This window comes from Candidatus Profftia sp. (ex Adelges kitamiensis) (genome assembly GCF_020342455.1).
Lineage (GTDB): Bacteria > Pseudomonadota > Gammaproteobacteria > Enterobacterales > Enterobacteriaceae > Profftia.
Genome location: NZ_CP080506.1, coordinates 584,463 through 607,323, shown reverse-complemented (window position 1 = coordinate 607,323; position 22,861 = coordinate 584,463). Strand labels below are relative to the sequence as shown.

9 protein-coding genes and 1 other RNA gene are annotated in these 22,861 nt (G+C 24.9%); 7 read left to right on the top strand and 3 right to left on the bottom strand.

Annotation, left to right across the window (positions count from 1 at the left end):
• Window positions 1-1,112 precede the first annotated feature (1,112 nt).
• A complete protein-coding gene (gene ptsH, locus K0T98_RS01585; RefSeq protein ID WP_225639136.1) occupies window positions 1,113-1,370 on the top strand; it encodes a phosphocarrier protein Hpr in 258 nt (85 codons plus the stop codon).
• Window positions 1,371-1,420: 50 nt separating this feature from the next.
• Window positions 1,421-3,136, top strand: a complete 1,716-nt coding sequence (gene ptsI, locus K0T98_RS01580) for a phosphoenolpyruvate-protein phosphotransferase PtsI (RefSeq protein ID WP_225639135.1) — start codon at window positions 1,421-1,423, stop codon at window positions 3,134-3,136.
• Window positions 3,137-4,756: 1,620 nt separating this feature from the next.
• Here ptsI and purB read toward each other — a convergent pair.
• A complete protein-coding gene (gene purB / locus K0T98_RS01575) occupies window positions 4,757-6,127 on the bottom strand; it encodes an adenylosuccinate lyase (RefSeq protein WP_225639134.1) in 1,371 nt (456 codons plus the stop codon).
• A gap of 1,602 nt (window positions 6,128-7,729) precedes the next feature.
• Here purB and smpB point away from each other — a divergent pair.
• Window positions 7,730-8,209: an SsrA-binding protein SmpB gene (gene smpB, locus K0T98_RS01570; RefSeq protein WP_225639133.1), complete on the top strand. Its 480-nt coding sequence runs from the start codon at window positions 7,730-7,732 to the stop codon at window positions 8,207-8,209.
• A 63-nt stretch (window positions 8,210-8,272) separates the two neighbouring features.
• Window positions 8,273-8,636: a transfer-messenger RNA gene (gene ssrA, locus K0T98_RS01565) on the top strand.
• Between the two features lie 3,418 nt (window positions 8,637-12,054).
• On the opposite strand, the gene plsB is transcribed toward ssrA, so the two are convergent.
• Complete coding sequence (plsB, locus tag K0T98_RS01560) at window positions 12,055-14,493, bottom strand: glycerol-3-phosphate 1-O-acyltransferase PlsB (RefSeq protein WP_225639132.1); 2,439 nt, start codon at window positions 14,491-14,493, stop codon at window positions 12,055-12,057.
• A 2,280-nt stretch (window positions 14,494-16,773) separates the two neighbouring features.
• On the bottom strand, window positions 16,774-17,787 hold the full coding sequence (tsaD, locus tag K0T98_RS01555) for a tRNA (adenosine(37)-N6)-threonylcarbamoyltransferase complex transferase subunit TsaD (RefSeq protein ID WP_225639665.1): 1,014 nt from the start codon (window positions 17,785-17,787) through the stop codon (window positions 16,774-16,776).
• 291 nt (window positions 17,788-18,078) lie between these two features.
• Between tsaD and rpsU the strand changes: the two genes are divergently transcribed.
• The 3 genes from rpsU (at window position 18,079) to rpoD (ending at window position 22,340) form a co-directional block, all read left to right on the top strand.
• Window positions 18,079-18,294, top strand: a complete 216-nt coding sequence (rpsU, locus tag K0T98_RS01550; protein WP_225639650.1) for a 30S ribosomal protein S21 — start codon at window positions 18,079-18,081, stop codon at window positions 18,292-18,294.
• 212 nt (window positions 18,295-18,506) lie between these two features.
• Entirely contained in the window at window positions 18,507-20,255 is a 1,749-nt protein-coding gene (gene dnaG / locus K0T98_RS01545) for a DNA primase (RefSeq protein WP_225639664.1), read from the top strand.
• 267 nt (window positions 20,256-20,522) lie between these two features.
• Window positions 20,523-22,340 (top strand): RNA polymerase sigma factor RpoD, encoded by a 1,818-nt coding sequence (gene rpoD / locus K0T98_RS01540; RefSeq protein WP_225639649.1) that lies wholly within the window; start codon window positions 20,523-20,525, stop codon window positions 22,338-22,340.
• Window positions 22,341-22,861 lie beyond the last annotated feature (521 nt).

The window sequence follows — 22,861 nt, the reverse complement described above, 5'->3', positions numbered from 1 at the left end:
AGATTTAATGCTCAATAAAGTCATTAAAAATTATGAAATATCTAGATCTTAAAAGATAAAGAAATAGCTACCTTAAAGAGTAATTTTTTCTCATTAAAATAATCTAGTAATCCTTTCAACCCTGATATTTATAAAAACAACCGTACAAAAATATAGGAAGATACTTTTGACAAACTTTATCGTATGAGTTTCTAGAATTTGTATAGACGGAGTACTAACTAATACTCAACACTCTAAAACATCAAAAACCAAGTTATCGCAATAGCTATTAAACCAGAAGAATCAACAGTTATCATTCATACTATAGCTAGTAAAACTATTTGACTAGGACCAAATAAAATCCAAGGTGTTGTCTTGGGTTTTATCAGTGATAATCTCCAATTTAAATTTAATTAATTATATATAATTAATTGATTGGCAATAATAAAAATATTTATATGAAATGGGTTTTAATAAAAAATACATCTCTGCTAGAGATCGTACCTTAAATTATATTTAATGTAGTAATAAAAAATATCTAAAGAACTAAAATTTACTAATAAAAATACTCAGGTACTACATCTTCTTCTGGTAAATGTTATTTAACAATATTGCTTTATTTGTAGATTTATTCACTCAATAAGGCATTACAATAATGACATTATAATTTTCTTAGTGTATTAAGGTAACTTTATTGAGTTATTTTATAATATAGTTTAAATATTAATCTACAAATATTTATTTATTATCTAATTAAATATATATAAAGATACTACTTAAAATTATTAAAAATGATATTAATCATATATTATTATCCTTTAAAGATAAAGATTATTTTGCTGTAATGATAATTAATATTTTAAATAATATCTAATGTAGCATTCAATACAAAGCATTAGGCCTACTAAATAGTCAGTGTAATCTATTTTCTATAGAAATATTAATATAGAATTACCATTCTATTAAAGAATCATTTTGTGATATTTTACTTTATTTAAACTAAACTAAAATTATTTTATATAATTCTTATATCTTAACTATTCCATAAGATAGGTAGTAATTAAATAGAATAAAGTTAGAGACTTAATTTAACAGTTAACAATAATATAAACTAAAAAACAATTGAGGAAAATATGTTCCAACAAAAGGTTACAATTACCGCACCAAATGGTCTGCATACACGTCCTGCTGCTCATTTTGTTAAAGAAGCAAAAGGGTTTACCTCAGAAATTACTTTGACTTCTAATTCTAAAAGTGCAAGCGCAAAAAGCTTATTCAAACTACAAACCCTAGGTCTAGCTCAAGGTACTGTTGTTACTATTTCCGCTACAGGAGCAGACGAACAGAAGGCAGTTGAATATTTAGTAAAATTGATAGCAGAACTTAAATAATAATTAAGTAAAGTAAGTTTTAGTTACATTTTAAATAAATGAGGAATATTATGATTTCAGGTATTTTAGTATCGCCAGGTATTGTATTTGGTAAAGCTCTTTTGCTAAAAGAGGATAAAATTATTATCGATCGGATAAAAATTAATCCTGGTGAAGAAGAACAAGAGATTGATCGTTTTAGAGCTGGATGTAAACAGGCATCTAAGCAACTAAAAAATATTAAAATAAAAGCTGAGGAAGTTTTTGGTAAAGAAAAAGCAGCAATTTTCGAAGGTCATATAATGTTATTAGAAGACGAAGAACTAGAACAAGACATTATAACCCTTATTAAAGAAAATAAAATGACTGCAGAATTTGCAGTTAATAAAATTATTAGTGATCAAGCTAAAGCTCTAGAACAATTAGAAGATGAATATCTAAAAGAACGTGCGTCTGATATTCGTGATATAGGTAAGCGTCTTTTAATGAATATCTTAGGTATGCACATCGTTGATTTAAGTGCTATTCAGGAAGAAATTATCTTAGTTGCAAACGACTTAACCCCATCAGAAACTGCACAACTAAATCTAAAAAAAGTTTTGGGATTCGTTACTGATCTAGGTGGACGTACATCTCATACCTCTATCATAGCTCGTTCTTTAGAACTACCAGCAATAGTGGGTACCTCTAATATTACTAAACAAGTAAAAAACGGTGATTTTTTAATTCTAGATGCTGTAAATAATAAGATATATGTGAACCCGACAAAAAAAATAGTACAAAAATTAAGAGTAGTATGTAATAAATTTACATCTGAAAAGAACGAACTTTTAAAACTAAAAGATTTACCAACTATTACGCTTGATGGACATCAAGTTGAAGTATGTGCCAACATAGGTACTATACGTGATATAATTAGTGCTAAACGTAATGGTGCCTCAGGCATTGGTCTCTATCGTACTGAATTTTTATTTATGGACCGCAATACACTTCCAACAGAAGAAGAACAATTTCAAGCATATAAAACAGTTACTGAAAGTATGGGTTCTCAATCTATTATAGTTCGTACTATGGACATCGGTGGAGATAAAGATTTACCATATATGAATTTACCAAAAGAAGAGAATCCATTTTTGGGATGGCGTGCAATTCGCATCTGTCTAGATCGTAAACAAATTTTACATACTCAGCTAAGAGCTATTTTGCGTGCTTCTGCATTAGGTAAAATACGTATTATGTTTCCAATGATTATTTCTATTGAAGAAGTCCGTGAACTTAAAGTTGAATTAGAGCTACTAAAAAACCAGCTACGCAAAGAGAAGATAGTTTTTGATGAAAAAATAGAAGTAGGAATTATGATTGAAACTCCAGCAGCTGCAATTATTGCTTGTCACTTAGCAAAAGAAGTTGACTTTTTTAGTATTGGAACAAACGATCTTACTCAGTATACTTTAGCAGTAGATCGTGGAAATAAGATAATTTCTCATCTTTATAATCCTATGTCTCCCTCAGTAATAACACTCATTAAACAGATTATAGACGCTTCCCATGCAGAGGGTAAGTGGACGGGTATGTGCGGAGAACTTGCTGGTGATGAAAATGCTACACTACTACTTTTAGGTATGGGACTTGATGAGTTCAGTATGAGTTCTATTGCTATACCTCGTATTAAAAAAATTATTCGTAATGCTAATTTTAAAGATGTAAAAGAATTAGCAAATGAAGCATTAAGACAATCTACAGTAGAAGATTTAATGGCAGTGATAAATAAATTTATAAAAAAATAAATTTATAAAAAATAATTATCTGCTAATATAAATAGATACTATCTATGCATATTTTAAATTTAATATAAAACATTAAAGATCTTTTGTGATATTTATTTATAAAAAATATTTATTTTAATTATAAATTAATAAAGATTTAATTAGAAAATATTTTAATATATTATTATATTTACTTGAGTTAGGAAATATAGGTATATTGATATACCTTAGATTATTAAGGATAATTACTTTAAAAGAAAATAGTTTAATTGTGTAGATAAAAAAAAACCGTATTGTGATGATATAAAACTTTTTATGTTAAAACAATAAAAGTTATACTTTAAATCCATGTTTTTATCTTAAATAGATTTAACTCATTAAAAATTTAACAACCTTATTATTACGGTTATGTTGATTATGACAACCATAAAACATATAAAATTATATACTTATTTTCTTAATAAAATAAAGATAACTAAAGCAGTGTATTATTATACATTCTTATATATAATTATAGCAGATATGTTGTAGTACTTACTTGTAGTATTTTAAATACTATCATTTAGTCACTAGTATTATGATGTTTAATTTATTCTATATGATAGTTAAGCCGATAAGTATTTAAAGGATAATTGTAAAATGTAATTTTACTTAAAATAATAAAACATCCATGTATTAAATTATACTAAATACTAACTACAGTAGAAGAAGTGAAATAATATATTATGTTTGATGTTCTCTGTATATAATTATTTCATACTTTAATAATAAATAATTAGTTTAACTGATAATAGTTTTATGTACTATTAAGAGTATTAATATAATTTCATTATTTTAAAATATTAAAATATGTTGTATTTAATATACATTATATTAGTATTTTACTATTTATTTTATAAATAAGAGTATTATACTTTAAATAAGTAAAGCCACCTATTGACTCATGTATAGTTGAAGAGGATTGCCTGTATAATACATTTAATATAATTATTTTATATTAAATGTATAAGTGCAGTAATATACATAAAAAATATATATTACAGGTAATATACTTATTAGTAAGATATTATTCTTAAAATATCATAATATTTTAATAATTTTTTTATAAATAAAGTAATATTTAAAATAATTAATTATTCTAAGCATACATAATCAACGAAGTTGTATGTATCTACTGATAATTTACTTGATTAGTATCATACTACATATAAGAAAAATTTTTCTTAATATCAATAAAATGTAATATTCTAAAAGAAAGTAAGAAAATTCTTTAAAACATATTAAAACTATATCAAATATCAGTATTTTAAATTGTATTAAAATAAAATAATGGTAGATCTTAAAAATTAATCTTATTTAAAGTATAAAATAATTTTGTATAAATATTATATCTCTTGCAATTATTTAATTATATTACTAATATATTAAAATATATTTATATATAACTAGATATCAAACTAGTAAAATTAAATTTATCAAAATAAATTAATATTTATTAAATCATAAATTATTGAATTAATAGTTATTTTAATACTAAAATTTTGATATATTATTAACAATGCTTATAAATCAATATATTTTGTTACAGTAAAAATACTTATTTATATCATAATTTAAGAAAATATTAGAAATAACTTTCTATTACTTTAGCTTATCAACTAAAGTAATAGCTGCACCAATATAATTAGCTGGAGTCATTTCTTTGAGCCTTATTTTTTCAGTATCAGGGAGTGATAATTCATTAATAAAAGTTTGTATATCTTTAGCATTAACACGTTTACCACGAGTTAGTTTTCTTAATTTTTCGTAAGGTTCTTTAATACCATAGCGACGCATCATAGTTTGAATAGGTTCAGCTAGTACTTCCCAGTGATAGTCTAATTCATATAAAAGATAATCTTGATTTACTTCTAATTTACTCATACCTGCTAGAGTAGAGTGATAAGCAATCAATGCATAACCTAAACCAACCCCCATATTACGTAATTCTGTTGAGCTAGTGAGATCTCGCTGCCAACGAGAAATAGGAAGTTTAGTAGATAAATGTCCTAATATAGCATTTGATAAACCTAAATTACCCTCTGAATTCTCAAAATCTATTGGATTAACCTTATAAGGCATAGTAGATGAACCAATTTCACTCTTTATAGTTTTTTGCTTAAAATAATTTAATGAGATATAACCCCAAATATCACGATTAAAGTCAAGAAGTATGGTGTTGAATCGTACTATACAGTTAAATAATTCAGATATATAATCATGAGGTTCAATTTGAGTCGTATAAGGATTCCAATGAATACCCAAAGAAGTAACAAATTCTTCACTAAACTGATGCCAATCTATTGTAGGGTAAGCCACCAAATGAGCATTATAGTTACCTACAGCACCGTTAATTTTTCCAAGAATTTCTATCTTCTCTAATTGAGAAAATTGACGTTCCATACGATATACTACATTGGCAAACTCCTTACCAACAGTAGATGGTGTTGCAGGCTGTCCGTGGGTACGAGAAAGCATAGGGATATGACGATATTCTTGAGCTATAATCGTTATAGAGTCGATAATTTTACGCCACTGTGGTTTAACTATATCTTTACGAGCAGTACTTAGCATTAAAGCATAAGATAGGTTATTAATATCTTCAGAAGTGCAGGCAAAATGAATGAATTCAGATACTGCGTGCAAGGCAGGTATTGTTGTTACTTTCTCTTTTAGAAAATATTCTACGGCCTTAACATCATGATTAGTAATATATTCAATATTTTTTATACGTTGAGCATCCTGTTCTGTGAATTCTAAAATTATTTTCTCTAGAAAGCACTGAACATCATCATTAAAAGATGGAACTTCACAAATTTGTCTGCAGGATGCTATTTTTTGTAACCAACGTATTTCTATTTGTAAACGAAATTTTAGTAAACCATACTCACTAAAAATAGGACGCAATATGGTAATTTTATCTCCATACCTACCATCAATAGGTGATACTGCAGTTAGATAAGATAATTCCATCAGTAAAGCTCCTACAGGGTTATCATGTAGATGATATAAACTTTATGTTTTTAAATATTACAGTAATATAATTCGCTAAAATTAAGATCTCTTATCATAATATATAATATAGGGTTAATACAGAAATAAATATCATGTTATTATTCAAAGAATAAATAACACAACAAATTATATTAATATAATAATACTCTGCAATTACTGAATAAGAATTAAATTAAAGTTCAAAAAATTAGATAAGGCATAGAGTAAATAGTAGATATATTGTGAACTAATAGATTGCTATGTACAATAACATAGTTTTCTACAGTAATAAAATTAAATATATTACTAAGTTTATATTTAACTAATTGGTCAATTAAGACAATTGAATTTTTAGAAGGTTATATGTTAATATCACTATTCTTAAAAAAGAAAAATAAACCACTGACTACTACGATATTATTTTAGTACACTATGGTAATATCATTTATATATACTATTGTTATAGTAATATGTTTTAATTTTATATTAGTAATATTTTTAAAAAACTATAATAGATAGTACTAATTAAATAAATATTTAATTTATTTATTACCACTAATACTATAATATTAAAATTATATATATATTTTACAAAACAAACTTAAGTAATAGGAAAATTAAATGTCATAATTAAATACTAACAAGACTTATGTAATATTAGAAATATAAAACATAGAATTACCAAAATACATACCCATAATCTAGAGTAGTAAAACTATAGAAATATTGAGTAAATATAATCATTAATGGATTTATTAAAAATAACACAATAATATAACCAATGTAGTATAAGAAAAACATAAATATGAGTTAATATAGTCATGATCAATCAGAATATATTAATATAAGTTTAATAGTTTAGTATATTTTCATTGAAAATATAAATACTTCCCTACCTATATACTATAAATGCAACTGTTAATATAGTTATTTTAAGGAATATAAATACTTAAATATAGTTAGTATGACATTATTTTATTTTTATATAAAATTATGTAAGTTTTTACAAATTATAATAAAAATAATTTTTTAATACAGACTTTTATTATCTCTTAAAGAACAAAACTGAATAAGCTTATCTTTAAATTTAAAGAAAAAGTATAATCTTTACTTATAAGCATTATCTAAACATTATAGTTTAAGAGGTAATATAAGATCATTAAATCATTTTAAATAAAATCTACATAAAACTTTATTTTTACTACTTTAATTTTCTTAAAAATGTATTTTAGGTAAAAAATATCGTATTTTATCTAATCTAAAAATATTAATTAGAGTTATCACAAAATTTAGTGCTAATATTAAAATAAGTTTTTTACAAAACTAAGTACATGTATAGTACATAAAAATATAATTAAACTAATTAGTATATTTTAGTAGTAATAATATTTATAAATAAAAAAATAATTTATTTGCGATAGATAGATGATTAGATAATTTTAAAAAAAAGTAATCAGTATATATTATATAGGGATATATAAAAGTGTCCAATAAATTAATTTTAGTTTAAAATAGTTAATAGTTGATAAAGTTAAAATAATATTTTTAGTAATTCTAATTACTATACATTATGGTAATAATATGATAAAAAAAAAGTATCAGCTGATTTCAAAAACTATTGCTATAAATAAACGTGCTCGATATGAATACTTTATAGAGGAAGAAATAGAAGCAGGGTTAATACTTCAGGGATGGGAAGTTAAGTCAATACGCGCAGGTAATGTTAATATTAATGGTAGTTATGTATTTTTTCGCGATAGAGAAATATACTTATTTGGTGCAACTATACAACCCCTAAACACAATGTATACAAATATTTTTTATGATCCTATACGTACGCGCAAACTTTTATTAAAAAAACAGGAATTAGAAAAACTCAGTGGTAAGGTTAGTCAAAATGGTTTTACCATAGTCGCTCTCTCTCTTTACTGGAAGAGAGCTTGGTCTAAAATTAATATTGGTCTAGCTAAAGGTAAAAAAGAGCATGACAAACGTAATTTAATTAAATATCGTGAATGGAAAATACATCAAGCACGCATTATCAAGCGAGCAAATAATTAACATACTAAGATTATAAATAATAATAGATATAGAATATTTTTCTGATATACTATAACAGTACTTGGGGCTGATTATGGATTCGACGGGATTTACAAAACTGAAAGAGCATGCCGAGGAACGGTTGGCCTCGTTAAAAGCCGTAAAAAATAGTCGCAAATGACGAAAACTACGCACTAGCAGCTTAATAACCTGATTAGAGCCCCTTCTCCCTAGCCTCCACTCTTAGGACGGGGATAAAGAAAGGTCAAACCTAAAAGAGATCGTGTTCTATACTTTGTTTGAGGTTAAAACATTAAATATAATCAAGCTAGTTTATCAGTATCGTGTCTGTTCGTATCTGATAAATGAATCTAAAAATCAGACTAAGCATGTAGTGCTAACAGCATAGTAATTTCGGACGGGGGTTCAAATCCCCCCAGCTCCACCAAATAAAATAATTTATTGTTAATATTAGATTATTTTAAATACAATATAATTATCAAAGATAATAATTATTTATAGATTTTAAATATATTGAATATTATTATTCTTATACTTTTATATAATAATCTATATAGATTATTCAATCTATATAGCTAAGAGTTTAATTTTCATTTATATTAAATATATATTTATTTGTTTTAATTTTTAAATATCAACAAATAGATACACAAGATCACTAGATCTTAGATAAAGTATAGTAAAGATTATAAAAATATTTTAGGATATTACGTTATATATACAACTCAAAGCTTTAAGAATTATTATTTTAGTTAAAATATTTTTAATAAATTAGACCATTATTTAAATTAATAATGAATAAATAAACATATACTTACTTTTAGTATAGAGTATGATTTCATATAAAAGTTGTTATGTTTTAAATATTTTACTAGGTAAAATATTTTTATTTATCATTAAGATCACCCAATCTTGTACCTTACCATGGTATAAATATATTATTAATTTAATTATGATATAATAATTTTTATATTTGTTTAATTTATCACTATAGATATATATCTTTTAGTCTATAAATATTATTTTTTAATTACAAAATAACATAAAACAATATCCATACAATAAATATATTTTATTATTAATGACATATAATATATTTTTTATGTATTTTGACGTATATACAATTTTAATGATATAAATATTTTATAAATATTTATAAGATAATAAAGATATAAAAATCAAATTACTACACGGATATATGTATGGTAGTTTATTCATATGTTATGATACTTATCATATAAAGTGCTTGATAAATGTCATACTTTAGATCTTATGTTATAAAAAAAGATACAAAGAATAATACTCATTTATTTAAATGAATTTATAATGATAAAAATATTTGACATAATTAAATACAATACTGGTACTTTTAGTGAGTAAGAATAAAATTTATGTTTTACTATAAAATATATCAATTTTATACTCTTTAATATTGTATCAATTAAGTAAATTCTAAATATATTACTAAATATATAAATACTTACCCCGCTTTTAAGAAAGCTATATCTTTTAAATATAAATAAATATTTTATATTAAAATTGTTCTCTTTAAGATAAATAATATTCTAAATATTTCATAACTTTGTGCTAATACCTATTCTAATAGTTATATACTACTTATAATAAATTTATTAAAATAATTTAAATTTATTATTCTTTATCAAAATACCAGTGGTATATATTATTATGATAATAAAAATAATATTTTTTATTGTATATACTTAATATTCTTAAATTATATATTAAAATAATATATTAGGTATTAATCTTTATTGATTAGTACCTAATGTTTAGAACAATCTTACTGTAAAAATATTTATAGGTATAAATGTTATATTTTTACTTATTTATTACTCTGATAGATATTTTATTACACATTTACATACATAGCACGCTCATATATTTATTTAAATGTTATTTTAATAATAATATTTAAGAATAATAACTTTAACACCTATCTTATCTATAATTTCATTACTACAATTTATTTAAGAAAAATGCGTTATTGTATAAAGATGTTTTGTACATTTAAGTATATTTAATATTATGACGATCCACGTACTTATACTAATTAGTAGTATAAAATCATCTAGCTAACTTTTATCTATAATAGAGAATTATCTTCAAACACAAATAAACACTCTAATACAGTATATCTAGTAAAAAATACTAATACATATCAATCTAATAAAATAGAGAGATACTAATATTTTAAGTTTAAAGAAATTACTGGCTATTTATATATTTATTATACTGATTAGGGGAAATAATCATACTCTTTACTAAAAAGATATTAAAAATTATAGTAATAACTAAGAAATATTTATAAAATATATATAGATTCAATCTATAATAAAATTATTTATATATTTTAAGATTTTTAAAACAGTACGATGATATATTTAAAGTATATTGTATTAATAATAATATATAATATTGATTATTGCATTTTAACATTTCTCATACTACTAAATATGATTTAGTATGAGTATTATTTAATAACATTCTAATAACAATTAATTTTGATTGTTAAAAAAAATAACCTTAAGATAAAATCTTAGGTAGCATGCGCAATAAATATAGATATTATCTTGTATAGTTTTATAATATAAATTAGTATATATAGTAAGTAAAAAAGTAAATTATATAATATATTAATAGAAATATAGACTAATTACAAATTATATGAACTTTTATTAATTTAAAATAATTAATAAAAATATATAATCATAATACACAAGATTACTAATCCAATACACTAATAATCTGTATAAACATTTTAATACACCAATAACTTAATTTTTTTAACTAAAAAAATTTTTATCTCAATAACTTAAATAAATAGTTTATCTACTATTTATTTAAGTACACATTATTTATATAATAATTTTATATGCAATATTTAGCAACATTTTTATATTTTAAAAATATTTTATTATGATATTGATCACCTCCTAAAAATGATTTCGTTACAATAGAGGATACTATTTTAAATTAAAGTGAAACAACTTATATAAATATTATAAATATTTATATAAGATTTTAAATTGATGTAGTAAAGAGACATCACCTCTAAATATCTTAGAGGTAACTTATTAGGTGCGAAATAGATTATATCTATACTTACTATGTCTCGTTATATAAATTTATTATATAGATAATATAAAACTTTTATCTAATTAGTAATTTTTATATAAAATGATATCTAAATAGGTTATTTATAAATATATATTGATTAAGCATTTATTTTTTGATAAATAACGATACATTTCCACACCTATTAAAATAATAAAAATTAATCAATAAAGTATACGTTATAAATAATGATATTAAAATAATAAGAAATATTTATTTCACTATAGAATTATATAAAAAATAATATATCTTTGATATATGACCTATAATAATAAAATATAAAAAAATAAATGTATATTTTTATATATATTAAAAATAATCATATAAATAATCTAATTTAGAATGCTTCTGATCTACGATCAAAGACACTTTAGATTGTAAATCTAACTATATTAGTAATTTCATCTCTAATATAACTTAAGTATATCATATTAATAATATACTAATATGAGTACAATAGGTTTCATTAAACTAGTTAAAATAATAATATTAATATCATTTAATTAATTATGAACTAAAAAAATTATTTTTAATTATGTTATTAAAAAATACAATTATCTAGCTATATTTATATTATTATATATAATAGATATTTTTTGAAAAAACAATATATAAAAGATATCATTAGTTGCTACTTAAATTAGTAATATTTAAAATGAAAAATTTTTAAAATCAATACAATAAAGACTATACATTAATTAATGTAATTTTTAAAAAATATTTTTTTTACTATTATCAGAAAAATATTTCTTGATCTCGGGTGTGATCATGGTTAATAATAGATTATATATTTTCATTATATGTTCAGAAAAAGTATCTCCTACATCGTATACATATCTTTCTGAACGTAAGGTAGTTACTAGCTTAGAAAAAATGGTTTTATCAAAAAACTCAGGTGTATTAATGTAATTTAATACCGATAAATGCCTTACTATAAGACAGCTTTCTTTTTCTAGTGCGCTGCGACTTATATCGGGGTTAGTACTTAAAATAAAGAAAACAATAGCATAAAGTTGTATATTTTCTCTTATGACAAACGCTAATAAATGAAGTCTAAAAATACGTTCGGGATTGATAATTAGATTATCATTTTTAGTATAAATCAGTTGCTGACGACATAGTTCAGTAATAATAGATTCAAGTACTTTAAATAAAGTACTAAATTTATAATATAAAAACCACTCTTCTTTTAATATTGGATATAGTAGTTTTACCAACTGTAAAAGTTGATTGCGAGAAATCATTTTATTATGGTATATAACAATATTAGCTATTAATGATGGCAATACCAACATATGCTGAATATTATTATTATAGTATATTAGTAATATAGCCTGCTTACGTGTTAGTATAATACGTTCAATAAGATTATCTTTCTCTACTTTAAATTTACCTATATATAGAGCATTGTTAAGTAGTTCTTCTGATGTTTGGTATGGTACAGTAGCATCTAAAGTATAAGGTACGTTACGCAATAGCTGTAAATAACACTCTAATTGTTCCAATAATTGTGTACGAGTTAATATATGCTTAGGAGCTGCTAATAATGCAAGAGAACATAAATTTATTGCATTAACAGCAGCAGATTTATTGATATTAATCATAACTGTATTTGCAATCTTATTAACTATTGGAGTTAACCAACATGGACGCTGAACTTCTATTAAATTAATAAAATTCTTCCACTCAGGAACATGCTGGTTTAACCAGTTATTAATAGTAATTGGTTCACCAAAATTTATATATACTCTCCCTAAATTACGTAGTTTAATTAACCCACGAACCATCTGAACTAAATTTTCTTTTTCTTTGGGTTCTCCACGTAACTCTTTAGAATAGGTTTCTACTTCAATTATATGTTCGTAACCAATATATACTGGAATTAGGGTGATAGGACGTTTTAATCCTCGTAATATTAATTGTATAGTTATTGATAAAATACCTGTTTTAGGGTTAAGTAAACGACCTGTACGTGAACGACCACCTTCCATAAAGTACCCAATGGCATGACCACGGTTAAAAAGTTCACTTAAATATTCACGAAATATAATAGAATATAGCTTATTACCCTTAAAACTACGACGAATAAAAAAAGCACCTAAACGACGAAAAATAGGTCCAGCTGGCCAGAAATTTAGATTTATACCTGCTGCAATGTAGGGAGGTACTAATCCTTGATGATATAATATGTATGATAATAGTAAATAATCCATATGACTACGGTGACATGGAATATAAACAATTCCATCACCCTCCTGTGCTAACTTACGTACACGTTCAATATTATGAACATCAATACTCTGGTATAAGAAGTTCCACATCAAACTTAACACACGGTCAGATAAATACATAACGATATAAGTAAAGTTTGAGGCGATTTCTTTGATGAAATGTACTGCTTTTTTTTTAGCTTGTTCAAGAGAAATTTTTTTGCCACGTGATTCATCTTCAATAGCTTTACTCATCTCTTTAGATGATAATATTTTAATAAATACATCCTTAGGATGAGATGGTATTGGACCTATAGCAGATAAAATTTGACGGGAAAAATACATTCGTGCCATACGTATCATTTTTTTTACGATATTTGGATGAGCACCATATTGATTTACTATATCATGTAATGATATTTTTTTAGAGAAGAGAACAAAACCATTACTTCCTAAAAAAATAAAGGTAAAGATTTTTTTAAAAATATTCATAAACTTCTGATATAAAGATAATTTTTTATAGGATATATTACAATATGGGGAACGACTCAACATAACTAAAATTGGAATAATCTGGATATTGAATAACTGATTATGACAATACAATTCTAAATATTGATGTAATAATTTTACTGAACCTTGTTTTAGCAAAGTGTAGCTATATAAACATGTACTCTCTTCAATAAAAATAGTGCGTGGCAAAACAGTAGTATCATCAATTTTATTATCATCTAGTGGATCAGGTAAATTATTAGAAAGACAACTATATCGGAAAGTTAAAAAATCTATTTGTGAATAATATGGTAAAATATAAAGTATAGGGTAGGTTATATCCAAACGTAGCGCAGTTAACGGCTCAGAAAGAATAGTTTTACTTTTAATAAATATTTTTATATTTAAATATAATAATTTAAAATAAAATTTACGACAGAATAACATCAAACATAAAGCCTTTATAAAATATTAAGTGCATAAATAAAAAAATTATTTAGATCTAAATAATCATTCTATTTTAATGAGCAAGAATTATTTTGTTAGATAAATAAATATACAGCTAAATAAGAATGCTACATCTTTTTAAAGTAATCTCAAAGAGAGAATTTACTTAATATTGTTTTATATATTTTTTAAAAATATTAATTTGAGATAAGAGGTATTAATTTTATGCTATATTATAGTATATTTCTCATTAAATATTAAGAAATAGTCTTATTTATTCTACTATTAATTATAACTATTTTTATAGAACATATATTTTTTATATTATATAGATATTATTTAATTAATAATTTATATAAAATATTATATATAAAACATCAATGAATTATTGTTAATAACATAGGAGTATTTTATTATATACTGATATAGATATGGTACTTGTTAAAAACATTTATCAAAGAACTATAAAATATGGTATTTTAAGTACTGCATAACTGCATTTTATAAAACAAGATAAATCATATTAACAACTCTATAGAATATAATAACTTTAAATTATATTATAATACAATATATAACCTTAATATAAGTATATATTATTACAATTCTAATAAATATTCATTTATTAAAAAATATTAAAATATAAATATGTATTTTTAATAAATATAAGTAATAATAGTTATTATAACTAAATTCTTACTAATTATTTTTTTAATTTTTAATTATTATTTTATAAATTACCTCATGTAATTGTTGTTATAATTAATGATTTTTTTTACATTATTGCTTGTATTAAATTTTATCATTATTAAATAACTTAAGGTATAAAATATATAAATTCTTATTATTACAATAAATTATATTTCCTAAATATATTCCATGTAATACTGTAATTACTCTTTAAATAATATACTTAAAATAAGTGTATACAATATAATTATTATTTATAATATACTATATAAAAAATAACATTTATATTAATAATAAATAATTCTTCTATCTTACTAAAAAAAATCAATAAAAATATGGTTGGTCTTTAATGAAATTTTATTTTATATATAAGCAATAATTGATGCTATGCATTACAAACATTATATTGATTTATTGTAATCTTCTTTTGATAAATGATTTTTTCTTATAACATCTGATGTTAGTAACTAGTTGAATCATAGTATTACTAGTATAATTAATACTTTAATTGTACAGTAAGTATTATTACGTATTTTCTTTTAAGTATTATATATATTTATTATATTACTTTATGAGAGTAAAAAATAAAATAATTTTATATGTATAATTTTTGATAAAGTATCAATATTAATTTTAATACTATACTTAATTATCGGCAAAAATAAAATAAAAAATTATTTTATTAATGTAAAATTGTTTACTATAGATTTTAATAATTATATTATATAATAATAATATAAATTCATTATATATTACTTATTAGTTGTGATTATTAAAAAATTATGGAAAAATAAGTCTATAAAAATAAAAAACTGAATTAAAAGTTATATAATAATTCCATAGATTTACATAATTCTAGTAATCAGATAAATATTGAATTTTAAGTAAAGTTAGTTTTTTATATAACACAATCTAAATTTTCAAGAAAATGCTATAATATTATAAATTTAAATATATTTTATACACATTTTTTATATTTTATAAGAATATTAGATAAAATCTAATAAGTCTTAAATAAGATTTATTATGAGAAATATAACCTAAATTTACTAAATTTAATCTCATATCAAAATTATGACAGTTTATATATTAATATCGTAATTCGTACTCAGTTATTTTCTCTATAAACAATGCTACCTTTAATAAAATATACCTTTTTAATAGATTTTAGTTAATATTAAAAATATTCTTAAATAAGAAGCAGTATTAATTTTATATATTTAAATCATTCATATATTCTAACACTAAAATTAGCATTCATTAACCAATTTCTTTTTAGCGTATACTAACTACTAAAAATAATAATTAAGAATTACCACCCTATTTTTATTATTTATTGTATTATGTAATAATAATAAAATTTAAATACATATACATTTTTAATAAAATATTTAGTTACTGAATAGTTATTTTGTATAGAAAAGATAATAGTTTTTATCTAAAAACAGCATTCTTATAAACATGTATTTTCTATATGCAAATTTCAATTAGAATATTTATTGGAATACTTCTCTAACCTAGTTTTTTATTTCAATATATAAATATGAAATAAATATAATTAGTATAAAATACTATAAATATTATTTTAAATTACATTGCTGGCAGCTCCATTAAAGGCCAACGTGGACGTACATAAATAATTAAATTTGAATTTATGTTACATTTGAAGCGTAGCATTCCAGTGTAACTGATAATCACTCCATTATCTGTGCAAAACTCAGGACGAGCATAAAATGCTTTACCATTTCTGTTTTTCATCATTATAGTTAATTGATCTCGCAATTTATTGTTAGCACTCACACCCCCACCCATAACTAAATATTTAAACCCAGTTTGCTCTAATGCACGCTTACATTTTATAACCAATATATCAACTATAGCATCTTCTAATGCAAGAGCGATATCATAACGTGTTTGATTATCTTTAGGATTACTAAGAATAGTCTTTGCTACAGACGTTTTAAGACCAGAAAAACTAAAATTAAGTTCAGGGCTATCTATCATTGGTCTAGGAAAAATAAAACGCCCTGTATGTCCATACTTTGCTATTTTAGCAAGCATGGAACCACCAGGATATTCTAATCCTAGTAACTTAGCTATTTTATCAAAGGTTTCCCCTGCGGCATCATCAAGAGATTCTCCTAGTAACTTATATTGCCCCATACCAGTAACGCTAATTAATTGAGTATGCCCACCAGACACTAGTAAAGCAACAAATGGAAATATAGGAGGATTATCTTCTAACATCGGCGCAAGCAAATGACCCTCCATATGATTAACAGGAATAGCAGGCAAATCCCATGCAAATGCGAGAGCCTGACCAATGGATGCACCAACTAACAAAGATCCAATAAGACCAGGACCTGCAGTATACGCTATTCCATCGATATCTTTTGATGTTAAATTAGCTTCTTTAAAAGCAGCCTGAATAAGAGGAATAACCTTGCGGATATGGTCTCTAGATGCTAGTTCAGGCACAATACCACCGTAATCAATATGCGTTTTTATTTGACTATATAATTGGTTAGCTAAAATACCTTTTTTATTATCATAAATACCAATACCAGTGTCATCACAAGATGTTTCAATACCTAAAATACGCATAATAGCTCCAATAAATTGTATTTCATCGGTCAATAACAACTTACAATATGATTAAATTATAATACTTTCAATATATGTTATAAAAATAAAGGTGATACAATTAATCATCACACTCAGTATGTCACTCTTATGATAAAAAATAAATATAATAACTTAATGTTAAAGAGACTGTAGACATAAATACAAGACTGCTTTATAAAGTAATAATGTTTATGTTAAAATATTAAGTACTGTTTTTAACAGATAACATTAGATTAGTAATTAATATATTTATATCGAGGTTATTAACATATGCCATTAATTAAAATACGTGAAAATGAGCTATTCGACGTTGCTCTGCGTCGCTTCAAAAGGTCCTGTGAAAAAGCGGGTGTTTTATCTGAAGTACGTCGTCGTGAATTCTATGAAAAACCAACTACTGAACGTAAACGAGCCAAGGCTTCTGCTGTAAAACGTCACGCAAAAAAAATAACTCGTGAAAATGCACGTCACACACGATTATACTAGATTTATAAAAGTTATTATAACAAGATATTCTACAAAATATAATTGAATTTAATTTTAATATTTTAGGAGATTTAATTAATGTAATATCACATTTTAAGGATGTACCTTTTGTAGAGAGAATATGAGTTACTTTTTTATTCAGAAGGCTAAAGCATGTTAATAATATACTCTAGCGGTTTATGCTAGTACAAACTAACTATAATATGAAATTTATGACAAGAAGAATCCCTCATGTATTCATAAATGACTTATTAAGTAGGATAAATATTGTAGATATTATCTATGCACGTATATCATTAAAAAAGCAAGGTAAAAACTATAATGCTTGCTGTCCATTTCATAATGAAAAAAAACCCTCCTTTACCGTAAGCGCAGAGAAACAGTTTTATTACTGCTTTGGGTGTGGAGCTCACGGTAACGTCATAGATTTTTTAATGCATTACGATAGTCTGAATTTTATTGAAAGTATTGAAGAACTAACAGCTATATCTGGTCTTACAATACCTTTTACACAGGGAGTTATTTGTAATAAAACAGAATACCATAAACGTCAAATTTTATATAAATTAATGGGTGTCTTAAGTAATTTCTATCAAAAAACTTTAAATAAACCCAACAATAAACATGCATGGCAGTATCTAGAAAAACGAGGACTAGACGCCAAAATTATTAATTACTTCAGTATTGGATATGCCCCTGCAGGTTGGGATAGCACTCTCAAGAATTTTAGCCATGATGAAGCTAGTCGTACGGCACTAAATGATGCTGGTATTATTATTCCTAACAGAAATGGCCGTATTTATGACCTATTCCGTAATCGTATAATATTTCCTATTCGTGATAGACGTGGACGAGTTATTGCTTTTGGTGGTCGTACTTTAAATAACGATATACCTAAATATATTAATTCTCCTGAAACTGATATTTTTCATAAAAGACGAGAGCTATTTGGTTTATATGAAGCGCATCAACACCGAGATCAGTTACCTTGCATACTCATTGTTGAAGGTTATATGGATGTAGTGACTTTAGCGCAATTTGGAATAAATTATGCTTTAGCTTCACTTGGAACAAATACCACAGCAGAACATATTAGACTAATGTTTCGTAATACAGATACAGTAGTGTACTGCTATGATGGTGATAATACTGGTCGTAAAGCAGCTTGGCGGGCACTAGAAACAGCTCTTCCATTTTTATCTGATGGACGGCAATTAAAATTTATGTTCCTGCCAGATGGGGAAGATCCTGATACACTAATACGTAAAGAAGGTCACTTAAAATTTGTACAACGTATTAATCAAGCTGAACCAATGTCATCTTTCTTATTTAATACATTAATACCTAAAGTAGATTTAAGCACACCTGACGGACGAACAAAGCTTAGTGCATTGGCTTTACCGTTAATTAAAAGGATACCAGGTGATACTCTAAGATTCTACTTACGTAGGTTTTTGGGACAAAAAATAGGTATTTTAGATGATAATCAGCTTGAAAAAATACTACCACATATAGTGAATACAGAAAGTATATACCAGCAACCCCAACTAAAACGCACAACTATGCGTACACTTATAGGACTACTATTACAGAATCCTTCTTTAGCATCTAAAGTGACTTCTTTGGAAAGTTTAAGAACATATAACCTGCCAGGATTACCATTATTTATTGAAATAGTGCAAACATGTTTAGCATACCCAGATTTAACAACTGGCCAGTTAATTGAACTTTACCGTAATAATAAATACGCTAAACATCTTGAAACTTTGGCAACTTGGAACCACATGGTGATTAAGGACATGGTTCATCAAACGTTTCTTGATACATTAAAAAGTTTATATAACTCAATACTACAATGTCGTCAAGAAAAGCTTATTGCTCTAGATCGAACTCAAGGTCTCAATGCCGATAAAAGACGAGAATTATGGATGCTGAATCTAGCATTAGCTAAAAAAACCTAATTAACATCTAATTAATAATAAAACATTTTATTATTGACATAATACCTGCTTCAAACTAAGTAATCTTTAATACTTTTAAAACTTCAGATTACTTATCTAACGTTTTAAAGTAAACATTATAGTGTAAGTGCTAATTAGTTAAATAAATATTACATAATGTCATAATACTAGTCAGCGGCACGTAATTTAAAAATTGTGTCAGTTATTGTTGGTAGGAATACTGCTCAACACCGATTTAAACCCTGAAGTACGTATGGATATCGTCTTATGGAGCAAAACCCACACTCACAGTTAAAAATTCTTGTTACTAAAGGCAAAGAACAAGGTTACCTAACCTACGCCGAAGTTAATGACCATCTTCCTGATGATATTATAGAGTCCGATCAGATAGAAGATATCGTACGGATGATTAATGATATGGGCATTCAAGTAATGGAGAAAGCACCTGATGTAGATGATTTGATGCTAGCAGAAAATATTGCTGATGAAGATATCACTGAAGCTGCCGTACAAGTATTATCAAATGTAGAATATGAGATCGGTCGAACTACAGATCCAGTACGTATGTATATGAGAGAGATGGGTACTGTAGAACTTTTGACCCGTGAAGGTGAAATAGACATTGCTAAACGTATTGAAGAAGGTATTAATCAAGTTCAGCGTTCAGTTACTGAATACCCAGAAACAATCACCTATCTACTTGAACAATATGAACGTGTTGAAACAACAGAAGCTCGTTTATCTGATATAATTACCGGTTTTATCGACCCTAATGCAGAACAAGATTTAGCACCCATCGCAACTAATATTGGTTCTGAAATTTCCTCAGAAACTATGAGTGATGATGAAGAGAATGAAAACGAAGACGATATCAGTATAGATCAAGAACTAGCACATAAAAAGTTTTCAGAACTTCGTGACCAATATAAAAAAACACACCTAGCCATTAAATCTCATGGTCGTAGAAATAAAATCACTATCGAGGAGATACTAAATCTTTCAGAAGTTTTCAAACAATTCCGATTAGTGCCTAAACAATTCGATTATCTAGTAAATAACATGCGTCTAATGATGGATCGTATACGTACTCAAGAACGTTTAATCATGAAATTATGTGTTGAACAAAGTAAAATGCCTAAGAAGAACTTTATTACTTTATTTACTGGAAATGAAACAAATATTGCATGGTTTGATACTGCATTGGCGATGGCAAAACCATGGAGCGAGAAACTAAAGTACGTACGTAAAAACATTGAATTTAGTATAAAAAAGTTACATCAAATTGAAGAAGAAACTGATCTTACCATTGAGCAGTTCAAAGATATTAATCGTCGTATGTCCATTGGTGAATCAAAAGCGCGTCGTGCAAAAAAAGAAATGGTAGAAGCTAATTTACGATTGGTTATTTCTATAGCTAAAAAATACACTAACCGTGGTTTACAATTCTTAGATCTAATACAGGAAGGTAATATAGGTTTAATGAAAGCAGTTGATAAATTTGAATACCGTCGTGGTTATAAATTTTCAACCTATGCAACGTGGTGGATACGTCAAGCTATTACCCGTTCTATTGCTGATCAAGCACGTACAATCCGTATTCCCGTACATATGATTGAGACTATTAATAAACTAAATCGTATTGCTCGTCAAATGTTACAAGAAATGGGTCGTGAACCTACACCAGAAGAACTAGCTGAACGCATGATGATTCCAGAAGATAAAATTCGCAAAGTACTTAAGATAGCAAAAGAGCCTATTTCTATGGAAACACCTATCGGTGACGATGAGGATTCACATTTAGGAGATTTTATTGAAGATACGACGCTAGAACTACCACTAGATTCTGCTACTTCTGAAAGCCTACGTTCTGCGACTCGTAATGTTTTATCTGGATTGACTGTGCGTGAAGCTAAAGTATTACGTATGCGTTTTGGTATAGATATGAATACAGATCATACTCTAGAAGAAGTAGGAAAACAGTTTGATGTTACTCGTGAACGTATTCGTCAGATTGAAGCCAAAGCACTGCGTAAACTACGCCATCCTAGCCGTTCTGAAGTATTGCGTAGCTTTTTAGATGATTAATATTGTATAAAAATATTTTATATATTAAGTAGTAATTGTATTTATATAATATTATTACATAAAAAAATATTAATTGTTAAAATAGATAATAATGAATATGTTATATTTATTGCATCACATAAAATATTATTAGAATAATAAACATATTCGTATATTTTATTATAAAACATAATATTTCATCTAGTTATAGAATAGTTTTATAGTAAATAGTTGTAAATGATTACAATATTACTTTAAATTATTTTATAGAAAATTCTAAAATCTATAGTATATTAATTTAATAATCTACTATTTAAACGCAACTATTTATTATATTTTTCGTGCTCCGTAAAATCATAATATACATAAACCTAATTCAACATTACCTATTATTGTAACTAATTTTAAGTATATCTAGCAGGAATAATAAGCGTTATGCAAATTTATTGCCGATATAAAAATAGTATAATACAAGTTAAACCAAAAAATAAAGATCACATAGTACACCTTTGTAATATGTACAGATCTTTAATACATAAAGA